The sequence below is a fragment of the Methanoculleus sp. UBA374 genome (genome assembly GCA_002508705.1).
Taxonomy (GTDB): Archaea; Halobacteriota; Methanomicrobia; order Methanomicrobiales; family Methanoculleaceae; genus Methanoculleus; species Methanoculleus palmolei.
The window spans coordinates 388-652 of record DAYL01000030.1 but is presented as its reverse complement, the minus strand read 5'-3'; the positions used below and the strand labels follow the sequence as shown (position 1 = coordinate 652).

At 64.5% G+C, this 265-nt stretch carries 1 pseudogene; it reads left to right on the top strand.

What is annotated here, in order from left to right:
* A pseudogene (locus BRA42_RS10070) lies at positions 1–265 on the top strand (methyl-coenzyme M reductase subunit alpha); the annotation flags it as partial.

The window sequence follows — 265 nt, the reverse complement described above, 5'->3', positions numbered from 1 at the left end:
TACCTCCACATCTTAAACCACGCGATGCCCGGTGCGGCCGTCGTCCAGGAACACATGGTCGAGACCCACCCCGGCCTCGTCGACGACTGTTACGTCAAGGTCTTCACCGGCGACCAGGAACTCGCCGACGACCTCGAACCCCAGTTCGTCATCGACGTCGAGAAGGTCTTCCCCGCCAAGCAGGCGGAGGCGCTCTCCGCCGCCGTAGGGAAGTCCCTCTGGCAGGCGATCCATATCCCGACCACGGTTGTCCGGACCTGCGACG